This window comes from Glutamicibacter arilaitensis Re117, assembly GCF_000197735.1.
GTDB lineage: Bacteria > Actinomycetota > Actinomycetes > Actinomycetales > Micrococcaceae > Glutamicibacter > Glutamicibacter arilaitensis.
This window is the reverse complement of the sequence record NC_014550.1, coordinates 1053042-1062032: the sequence shown is the minus strand read 5'-3', so window position 1 is coordinate 1062032 and position 8991 is coordinate 1053042. Positions and strand designations below refer to the sequence as shown.

General features: G+C 62.0%; 9 protein-coding genes and 1 pseudogene. 4 read left to right on the top strand and 6 right to left on the bottom strand.

Annotation, left to right across the window (positions count from 1 at the left end; all coding sequences use genetic code 11):
• Nucleotides 1-25: 25 nt before the first annotated feature.
• The 3 genes from AARI_RS05335 to AARI_RS05325 all read left to right on the top strand — a co-directional run bounded on the left by AARI_RS05335 (nucleotide 26) and on the right by AARI_RS05325 (nucleotide 1937).
• A complete protein-coding gene (locus AARI_RS05335) occupies nucleotides 26-310 on the top strand; it encodes a helix-turn-helix domain-containing protein (protein WP_013348307.1) in 285 nt (94 codons plus the stop codon).
• A 56-nt stretch (nucleotides 311-366) separates the two neighbouring features.
• A complete protein-coding gene (locus AARI_RS05330; RefSeq protein ID WP_041648544.1) occupies nucleotides 367-1389 on the top strand; it encodes an LLM class flavin-dependent oxidoreductase in 1023 nt (340 codons plus the stop codon).
• 110 nt (nucleotides 1390-1499) lie between these two features.
• Complete coding sequence (locus AARI_RS05325; RefSeq protein WP_013348305.1) at nucleotides 1500-1937, top strand: 6,7-dimethyl-8-ribityllumazine synthase; 438 nt, start codon at nucleotides 1500-1502, stop codon at nucleotides 1935-1937.
• Between the two features lie 95 nt (nucleotides 1938-2032).
• On the opposite strand, the gene AARI_RS05320 is transcribed toward AARI_RS05325, so the two are convergent.
• Nucleotides 2033-2689 carry a DUF6308 family protein gene (locus AARI_RS05320; protein WP_013348304.1) on the bottom strand — a complete coding sequence of 219 codons (657 nt, stop codon included), beginning with the start codon at nucleotides 2687-2689 and terminating at the stop codon, nucleotides 2033-2035.
• A 136-nt stretch (nucleotides 2690-2825) separates the two neighbouring features.
• Between AARI_RS05320 and AARI_RS05315 the strand changes: the two genes are divergently transcribed.
• Entirely contained in the window at nucleotides 2826-3200 is a 375-nt protein-coding gene (locus tag AARI_RS05315; RefSeq protein WP_013348303.1) for a PH domain-containing protein, read from the top strand.
• Nucleotides 3201-3244: 44 nt separating this feature from the next.
• Here AARI_RS05315 and AARI_RS05310 read toward each other — a convergent pair.
• From AARI_RS05310 to AARI_RS18495, 5 genes and pseudogenes are all read right to left on the bottom strand, one after another.
• A pseudogene (locus tag AARI_RS05310) lies at nucleotides 3245-4470 on the bottom strand (glycerate kinase family protein).
• Between the two features lie 58 nt (nucleotides 4471-4528).
• On the bottom strand, nucleotides 4529-6088 hold the full coding sequence (locus AARI_RS05305; RefSeq protein WP_013348302.1) for an SLC13 family permease: 1560 nt from the start codon (nucleotides 6086-6088) through the stop codon (nucleotides 4529-4531).
• Nucleotides 6085-7605: an ATP-binding protein gene (locus AARI_RS05300; RefSeq protein ID WP_013348301.1), complete on the bottom strand. Its 1521-nt coding sequence runs from the start codon at nucleotides 7603-7605 to the stop codon at nucleotides 6085-6087. Before AARI_RS05300 ends, AARI_RS05305 begins: the two co-directional genes overlap by 4 nt.
• Nucleotides 7598-7789: a hypothetical protein gene (locus AARI_RS19840; RefSeq protein WP_162094119.1), complete on the bottom strand. Its 192-nt coding sequence runs from the start codon at nucleotides 7787-7789 to the stop codon at nucleotides 7598-7600. The genes AARI_RS05300 and AARI_RS19840 overlap by 8 nt, the downstream gene beginning before the upstream one ends.
• A gap of 267 nt (nucleotides 7790-8056) precedes the next feature.
• Complete coding sequence (locus tag AARI_RS18495; RefSeq protein ID WP_013348299.1) at nucleotides 8057-8866, bottom strand: DUF4352 domain-containing protein; 810 nt, start codon at nucleotides 8864-8866, stop codon at nucleotides 8057-8059.
• Between the last annotated feature and the right edge of the window lie 125 nt (nucleotides 8867-8991).

Here is an 8991-nt window from a genome sequence, read left to right as displayed (position 1 = left end):
TTAATACCGGTATAATGATCTTATTATGGTCAGACTTCCGCTTACCGCCCGGGAAATCGAACAGGGCAAGAACCTCGGCGCGTTGCTTCGAGAGGCACGCGGCGAACGAACCATCCTTGATGTCGCGCTCCAAGCCGGACTCTCCCCCGAAACCCTGCGGAAAATAGAGACCGGACGTGTAGCCACTCCCGCATTCTCCACCATCGCTGCCGTCGCTTCCGTACTTGATCTCTCCCTTGACGCAATCTGGTCCGCACTGGAAGAGGCCAATGGGTGGCACCGACCCGAAAGCCCTATCCTGGCGCACTGATTGCCAAACGCCCCGGACGGCGGAATATCCTCCCGAGATTACTTGTTGCCTCAAGCATGAAGAACATCGGATTTTTGTCCTTCGGCCATTGGACCGACCACCCCCAGTCAGGCACCCGCAGCGCGTCGGACGCCCTGCTGCAGGCCATCGACCTAGCGGTCGCTGCCGAGGAGCTCGGCGCGGACGGCGCCTACTTCCGCGTGCACCATTTCGCCCAGCAGTACGCCTCCCCCTTCCCCCTTTTGGCTGCCATCGGCGCGCGAACCAGCCGCATCGAGATCGGCACCGGCGTGATCGACATGCGCTACGAGAACCCGCTGTACATGGCTGAAGATGCCGGCTCCGCCGACCTGATTTCCAACCGCCGCTTGCAGCTGGGCATCAGCCGCGGTTCGCCCGAGCAGGTCATCGACGGCTGGCGTCACTTCGGCTTCGAACCGCGCGAGGGCGAGTCGGATGCCGACATGGGACGACGGCACACCGAGCGGCTGCTCGAGGTGCTCTCCGGAGAGGGCTTCGCCGAGCCCAGCCCGAAGCCGATGTTCCCCAATCCACCGGGCCTGCTGCGCATCGAGCCGCATTCGGACACCTTGCGCGAACGCATCTGGTGGGGTTCCGGGTCCAATGCCACGGCCGTGTGGGCCGCGAAACTGGGCATGAACCTGCAGAGCTCCACGCTTAAGGACGATGAATCGGGCAAGCCCTCCCACGTCCAGCAGGCCGAACAGATCCAGCTCTACCGCGATGCATGGAAGGAAGCAGGCCACGCGCGCGAACCACGCGTCTCGGTCAGCCGCAGTATCTTCGCGCTGACCGACGAGCGCGACTGGCAGTACTTCGGACGCGACCGCTACAGCTCGGACCAGGTCGGCAACATCGATGCCAAGACCCGTGCGGTCTTCGGCAAGTCCTATGCCGGGGAGCCAGATGAACTAGCCAAGAAACTCGCCGAGGACGAGGCCATCGCCGCGGCGGATACGTTGCTGCTGACTGTCCCGAACCAACTCGGCGTGGACTACAACGCCCACGTCATCGAATCAGTGCTCAAGCACGTGGCTCCGCTGATGGGCTGGCGCTGAACCGGCTCAATCGTTACGCAGATCCCTTCCCCATTTATTACATGGAGACCCACGCCACTAGGCTGGATCAAAAGTCCTAGACATTTGCACGCAGAATCAGGGAGCAACTCATGAGCAAGCCATTAAACGTCGCCTTCATCAAGGCCAGCTGGCATGCGGATATCGTCGACCAGTCGCTGGCAGGCTTCAAGGCCGAGATGGAAGCTTCCGGGCAGGAATACAGCATCAATGTCGTCAGCGTACCCGGCGCCTACGAAATGCCGCTGCAGGCCCAGCGCTTGGCAAAGACCGGGAAGTACGATGCCGTGGTAGCCGCAGCCCTCGTGGTTGACGGAGGCATCTATCGCCACGATTTCGTTGCCCAGGCAGTGGTGGGCGGCTTGATGCGAGTACAGCTGGATACCGATGTGCCAACCTTCTCGGTCAGCCTGACTCCGCATCACTTCCACTCGAACGATGAGCACCAGACCTTCTACTTCGAGCACTTTCTCAAGAAGGGCGCCGAGGCTGCCCGCGCTGTTCGAGCCGTGGCGGCTATCGAGCTCTAGCGAATACGCGAAAAGCAGGCGGCTGCCTTGAACGCCGTTGTCAACGGTCAAGGCGGCACGCCTGTTTCTATTCAGGGCCAAGCCCTAGGCGCGATCTACAAATGCCTTATTTCGCGCTTTCCTTGCTTCCATAATGCAATATCCAAAATTCGTAATAACGACAAATGAGGTTGGCCGGCCTCAGCCCTGATCGCTCTGAGCTTGCCTACAAATTCCGCGGCCTCGGAAGAACCGTCGTGGAAGGCGGAGTACCAAACGATCCATTGTTCTCCACTGCCTTCGATCCCGGCAACTGCTTTGACAACCGAATCGTAAACCGGAATCAAGTCCGGCCGCTTGCGAGCCATGATCTTGCTTGCCGTGGTTTGGCCGACCTTCCAAGGGTCTTCATGTTGCCGTAGAAGCGACCACAATTTATCCGCAGGCGATCCCTCATCGAGATATTTCTCGAATAATTCTGGCGTCAAATTCTCGAACTTCAAGTCCTGCGGAATCTGGGACAGCAATTCGCTGATTTGCTCGGCTAGCGTTTCGAGGATTCCCAAGGAAGCCTGCGCTGGCACGTCAACGGAGAGCATCGATACCGCCACCAAGTCGGTCGCAGTGATTCGATGTGGATCAGTATCGACACCTTCACCAAGAGTTTCAAAGCGCGATCCAGAATACTTGGGCCGACCGTTTCCCATGGTCCCGAAATAGTCCCTTACATCTTCTACCGCAGTGCTGAAGTCTACTTTTGATCGAAGTTGCATTTACGCTGACCCCCATTGTTGGTTGAAGATTTGATTATTTCACCGTACCTGAAAGTACCGACAAGTTGGGCTCTCAGCCATGATTCGGGAAATCAGTCGTCGCCTATTTGTCCCTCATCCTTCGTACGCTCTTTACATGATTGATTTCAATAATTCCTCTGTCTTCAAATTGGGCCCATGGGACCTTTCACAAGTCGCACCGGAGATCGTACCCATGATGGTCACTGGCGAAGAGCTACTAAGCGCTTTCAAGGGTGCACGCGACTACGTGGTCTTCAGCAACAAGAGACTCATCGCCGTCAATGTGCAAGGCATGACCGGCAAAAAGCGGGATTACACCTCGTTACCGTATTCGAAAGTCCAGTCGTTCTCCGTTGAAACAGCTGGAACCTTCGATCTGGATGCGGAGCTGGACCTGTGGTTCAGCGGGTTGGGCAAAGTTCGTCTGGAGTTCAAGGGCAAAGTTGATGTCCGGGCCCTCTCTCAGCTCATCGCCTCCTACGTGCTCTAGCAAGACAGCACGCCTGTTCCTATTCAGGGCGAGTCCGCTGGCTGCTACCAAGCCTCGCGCGGGCTGAGCCGGGCTGCTGCCATTGATGCACCCAGAATGATGGTGCGCATGAAGCGTTCGGCCGCTTCGATCAGCAGCCGTTCCCCGTCATCCACTGCTTCTTGCAGCGTCATCGGGATCGGCATGATCGAGGCAATGGCGTCAATTCCGATATCGTGCACGTCTCGGCAGCCGCGGCCCAGAGTTCCTGCCAGGGCCACTACCGGCACCCCATGCAGCGCCGCGCGCCGCGCTACCTCCGCCGGCACCTTGCCCTTGGGCGTCTGGAAGTCGATGGCGCCTTCTGCGGTGATGACCAGATCCGCTCCGCGCAGCATCGAGTCCAGATCGATGCCGGCCAAGCCCGAGTCCAGGATCGCCTCGAAGCGAGGCAAGAGCACCGCCCCCACCGCCGCCAAGCCAGCGCCCAGCCCGCCCGAAGCACCCGTCCCCGGGGCCAAAGCGAAATCCGTGGAGCGCGAGGACTCCAGCGCATCGCGCCGCAGGGTCGAGGCCCAGCGTTCGAAACCTGCTGACATGATTTCGACCTGTTCCGAGTTGCCCCCTTCTGCGGACCGAAAACGCGGGCCACTCCGCGCGGGCCGGTCAGCACATTGTGCAGGTTCAGCGCCATGGTGATCCGGACATTCCCGGCAGCCAGGGCCGGGTGCAGGCCGGACAGATCCAACCGGTCCACCGATCCGAGGTAGTTGCCGCCGGCCTTGACCTCATGGCCGTTGGCATCAAGGAGTCGTGCACCCAGCGCCTGCAATGCCCCCATGCCGCCATCCGAGGTACCCGAATCGCCGCAGCCCACGAGGATCTTGGAGGCCCCGGCATCAATGGCGGCCGCGATCAGCTCGCCCACACCGTAGCTGGTGGTGGTTCCCGGATCCCGCTGGTCGCGGGGAACCAGCCGCAGGCCCGCAGCGGCGGCCATTTCGACGACTGCCGTTCCGGCCGCTTCGCCACCGAGCATGGCGTAGTGGGACTCGACTTGCTGTCCGACCGGACCGGTGACTGCCATTGGCACCAGGTGGCCGCCGGTAGCGCACGCCAAGGTTTCTGCGGTGCCTTCGCCGCCATCGGCGATGGGCACTGCCTTGACCGTGGCTCCGGGCAAGGCCCGGCGAACCCCGGCGCCGATGGCCGCCGCGACTGCCGCCGCGTCGAGGGATTCCTTGAATCCGGAAGGGGCGACCAGGATGCGTTGTGGAAGTGCGTGTGCCATGATTCGTTGTCCTTTTCAGTGAGGATGAATGCGATGAGATGTGAAGCTACGAGGTGGTTCAGAGAAACAGCGGCAGCCCCATGGCCGGCCAGATCCAGAAGGCGAAGACCAGGACCAGCAGGACCATGAGCGGTCCGAGCACCGCGCTCAGGCGCAGCAGGTCTGCCGGCTTATAGGTTTCGATGCCCTCGATCTCGGAGAACAGGTTCACCGGCTTCGAGCTGCTGGTCAGTGTGTGGCAGAAACCGGCAGCGGCGGTGGAAGCCAGGGCAATGGCTACCGCGTTGACCCCGACGCCCGGGGCCAGCGAGACCACCAGCGGAATCAGCACCGCTGAGCGGGCCGAACGGGACTGGATGACCAGATGCGCCGTGGCAGAGACCACCACCACGAGGACGGTGAAGACCCAGGGTGCGGCAGCGCCGAGCTGCTCGACGGGGCCAAGCACCTTGCGGGCCAGCCATTCGGCGGCTCCGCTTCCGGCGAGCGCCGTGCCCAGGGTAAGGGTCGCGGCCATGAAGATGAGCATCGACCACGGCACCGCCTTCAATGCCTTGGCCAGGCCTACAGAGCCATATCCCGGGCTGGCTACCAGCAATGAACCAAGCAGGGCCACGATGGCGGGATGGAGCTGGTGCAGGGGCTCGGTGCACCAGAGCACCACCACAGCCGAGACCAGCAGCGCTGCCCTGGATTGCCCCACCGTGAGCGGGCCCGAGAGCGGCACCGGCGAATACTGCTGCAGCCGCTCGATGCCCACCGCCAGCGGTTCTGCGCGGTCCTCCTTGCGGGTGAACATCCACAGCACCAGCTCGGCGCACAGATGGGAGGAAACGAAAGCCAGCGGCAATCCGTAGACCAGCCAGCCGGCGAAGGAGAATCCTTCATGGCCCGCGGTGGCGAGGATCTGGCTGGTGATCAGGTGCGCTCCGGCGCCCAGATAGGATGCCACTGCCGAAAGCAGGATAACCGAGGGGAAAACCAGGGACAGGGCCAGGACGATGCGGCGGCGATCCGCCAGCGCCTTGGCCAGGGCAATGAAGACCGGAATGGCCAGGGCCGCGCGCCCGGAAGTGGACGGCACCGCGAATGCGGTAGCCACCAGCACGCCGGTAGTCAGGTGGATCAGCTGCCGCGGGGTGTTCGCCCCTGCGGCTATCCATGCTGCGGCGCGGGTAGCCAGTCCCGTGGCGGTGATCCCCGCCGCGATCACGAAGGCGGCCAGCAAGAGCCAAATGGTGTCTTCTCCCAGCGAGGAGAACAGGTCGGCTTCGGGCAGCACGCCCATGAGCACCAGCACCACTGCTGCGCCCAAGGCGATAAAGGTATCGCCTACTGGCGAGAAGACCCAGAGCCAGATGGCCAAGGCGAAGACCGCCAGGGTCAGGGCCCCTTGGGCTGGCAATGCCTGCACTGTCCCCGCATCTGGGCCGAAGGCTCCATAGGCGCACCAGCCGAGAAAGCCCAGCAAGACCAGTGCGGCGATGATTCGCGCTGCGTTCTGCTTGCTCCAGCGGCTTCGTGCCGCACCGGCGTTGCCCTGTTCCGCGGCCTGGTCCATGGACCGCTGGGCGGTGTAGCGGAATCCCGAGCGTGGCGCAGTTGGCTTGATGCTCATGACTCACCGCCCAGGCTGCTGGCCATGGATTGGGCGAATTCTTCTTCGCAGCGGATGCCTTGTCCGGCATCAGCTTGCGGGAGGGAAAATCCGAAACTGGTCCCGTGGCCGTTTCCGGATTCCACCCAGGCCGTGCCGCCGTGGGCTTGCGCGACCGCTTTCACCACGGCCAAGCCCAAGCCCATGCCGGATCCCTGCTGGCCGGCTTCCGGGGCACTGCGATAGTTTTCCAGCAGGGCACGGGCCTGGTCCGGGTCCAACGCCGGTCCATCGTTGGCAACCCAGAAGCTGGCCATGCCCTTTGCTGCGGCAGAACCGATCCGGATGCTTTCTCCATCCTCGGTATGCGCGACGGCATTTTGGATCAGTTGGTGCATGGCCTGGGCAACGCGCAGCGGATCAAGCCACGCCTGGGCCTTGGCAGACTCGGCTATGCGGAATTGGCGGTCCGGGTAGGCGCCCGGGCGGGCGGCTGCCGCGGCAACGTCCGCCGTGACTTCGCCGACGGGCACCATTCGGCGCTGGATGAAGTCCGGGTCCGAGCTTTGCGCCAGCAATTCCAGGTCGGCAAGCGTCTGCCCCATCAGTGAAATGTGCGCCTGCGCGGTGCTGATGATCCTGCCGCGTTGCTTCCGGGGCACCTCTTCCTCGTTGAGCTTCTGCAGGGCGGCAGCCAGCTTGCGCTGGGGGCTTCCCAGGTGCTCGCGAGCTTCGGAAATGAAGTGGCGTTGGGCCAGATGCGAAGCTTCAACCCGGTCAAGCATTGCGTTCAACGTGCTGGCCAGCTGCGCCAGGTCGTCTCGTCCTTCCACAGGAACGCGGGCCGAGAGGTCATTGGCCGTAATCGATGCAGCGGTTTCGCTCATGGTGCGGATGGGACGCATGATCTGGCCGGCCGCCAGCCAGGCGATTCCCGCCGTCAGCGCCAGTCCCCCGGCAGCTACGCCAAAGAGCATGGTTGCCTGCCGGTCCGCTTCTTCCTGGGCACCGCCGATGAAATGCGCAACGACCAGGTGGGCCTGGTGACCAGCTCCGTTGGCTCCGGAAGCATCCTTCGCCTCGGCTTTCGCCCAGCGGACCGTCCCGTGGTTGCTTTCCAGGATTCCAGAGGGCTTTGCGTCATCGAGAATCCGTCCCAGGAGCACCGGATCTTCAGCGAGCCAGCTCCCGGCCTGGTTTGCGGCGGTTCCTGCGGCGAGCACTCGGCCATTGGCCTGGCCGATGATCGCTTCCCCGGCCATTGGCTGCTGGCGGGCCAGGTAGCGTTCCATCAATTCGTCCATGGAGGAAAATGGCCGGGCCGTCTTCGGATCCAGCCCCTCAGCCGCGAAGGTCCGGAACTCCTCGATTTCCTGCGCGATGCCCACGTTGGCGGACTCGGCAACCTGGCCGGACATGATCGAACGCATCGAAGCTGTCACCGCCAGCAGCGCAAGTGCAGTAGTCAGCACAATCCAGCCGACAATGCGCAGACGCGCCGAAACTGTTGATCCTTGGTTTTCCTGAAGGTCAGTCATGGCTGCCTCGCTCCTGGCCCTGCACTTTTGCAGCATGTGGCGCGGGGGCGGTAGAGAGCTGGACAACGATTGGCTCATGATGCGGGATGGGCGGATTGGCCTTGTCGGCAAGAGCCTGGCTGGCACCTGCCAGTCCCGCTGGCACGGCCAGCACGACGAGGATGAGAAATATGCGACGAATCATGTTTTGAACATTAAAAAACCCCGTGATCTCGCGCTTTCCCCCGGACTCTGAGTCGCGGAGAATTTCATGAAAATTTGTTCAATCCCGCAGATTTCCATGTTCTTGGTGCTGTAACAATTGTTGGTTGGCCTTCGGCCACTGAAGAAGGCAGGCAATCAACGAGGTCCGCGGATGCAAGGCTCTTGAGGTGTTGGCGCGAATGAAAAGCGGCACAAAAAAGAGGCTCCGCCATCCTTGATTGGATGGCGGAGCCTCTGCGAATGCGAGCTACTTCGTAGCCCAGAGCACCGATTCATCGGAGAAAGAGATCGTCTCGCTCACGCGGATTTTCGCATCTTCCACGGCCTCGGCCGGCACGTCGAAGACTACCTGGTAGCTTCCCTTGCCGCCGTTGGCCAAGGTAGGCAGGTCCATGCCCGGCTTCGCGGGGATCACGGTCGCGCTGCCGGTGCTGTAGATGCTGGCATCCGATCCCACGAGTTCTGGATTCAGATCCAACCAGGCATCACCTTCTTCGTCTCCGTTGTAGACAACCGAAAGGTCCACAAGGACGTACTGCCCTTCGGCCTTCTCATTGAACTCGTTGGCCTTGGCGATCTCTGCTCCGGCGTCCAGGTCCACTGCGCTGACGTTCACCGAATACTCGCCAACGGTAGCCGCCTCACCCAAGGCCAGTACCTGTGATTCATCTTTGGCCTGCTCGATGACCTCCACCGGGGCTGCCACCTCGCCGTCCGAGGCGTCGGCAATATCGTTGGCAACCTCGTCGATCGCCTTCACGTAGGCTGCCTGGGTGGCAAACACCAGGATGATGGCGACGATGGAGATGATGCTCGATGCGATGCCCAAGCCCTTGCTGCCACGGCGCTTGGAGGCGACGATGAGCGAGATGACACCGAGCACCAGCGCAATGAAGCCGAGCACTGCAGCGATGTTGTTGACGATCGGCACCCAGCACAATGCCAAGGCAACGATGCCGACGACCAGGGCCGCGATGCCGAGGCCCTTGCCTGCCGTGGTCTTGGTCTGGGGCGCCGGCGGCACCACGTTCGGGTCGAGCGGATTTTGTACAGACATGAAAGCTTCCTTCGAGTGAAGACGGCGCCAAGCTGGCGCCGAGTCGACGATCGGCTCAAGCGGATGACTGCTCCCGCCGATTCGGAGTCTTTATTGACTCGTCAAGAGCTTGTCATTGCGCACCG

Coding starts and splice junctions, on each gene's coding strand:
- AARI_RS05300 (WP_013348301.1), bottom strand. CDS start 7,605: ATGACTGACCTTCAGGAAAACCAAGGATCAACAGTTTCGGCGCGTCTG.
- AARI_RS05305 (WP_013348302.1), bottom strand. CDS start 6,088: ATGAGCATCAAGCCAACTGCGCCACGCTCGGGATTCCGCTACACCGCC.
- AARI_RS18495 (WP_013348299.1), bottom strand. CDS start 8,866: ATGTCTGTACAAAATCCGCTCGACCCGAACGTGGTGCCGCCGGCGCCC.
- AARI_RS05330 (WP_041648544.1), top strand. CDS start 367: ATGAAGAACATCGGATTTTTGTCCTTCGGCCATTGGACCGACCACCCC.
- AARI_RS19840 (WP_162094119.1), bottom strand. CDS start 7,789: ATGATTCGTCGCATATTTCTCATCCTCGTCGTGCTGGCCGTGCCAGCG.
- AARI_RS05335 (WP_013348307.1), top strand. CDS start 26: ATGGTCAGACTTCCGCTTACCGCCCGGGAAATCGAACAGGGCAAGAAC.
- AARI_RS05325 (WP_013348305.1), top strand. CDS start 1,500: ATGAGCAAGCCATTAAACGTCGCCTTCATCAAGGCCAGCTGGCATGCG.
- AARI_RS05320 (WP_013348304.1), bottom strand. CDS start 2,689: ATGCAACTTCGATCAAAAGTAGACTTCAGCACTGCGGTAGAAGATGTA.
- AARI_RS05315 (WP_013348303.1), top strand. CDS start 2,826: ATGATTGATTTCAATAATTCCTCTGTCTTCAAATTGGGCCCATGGGAC.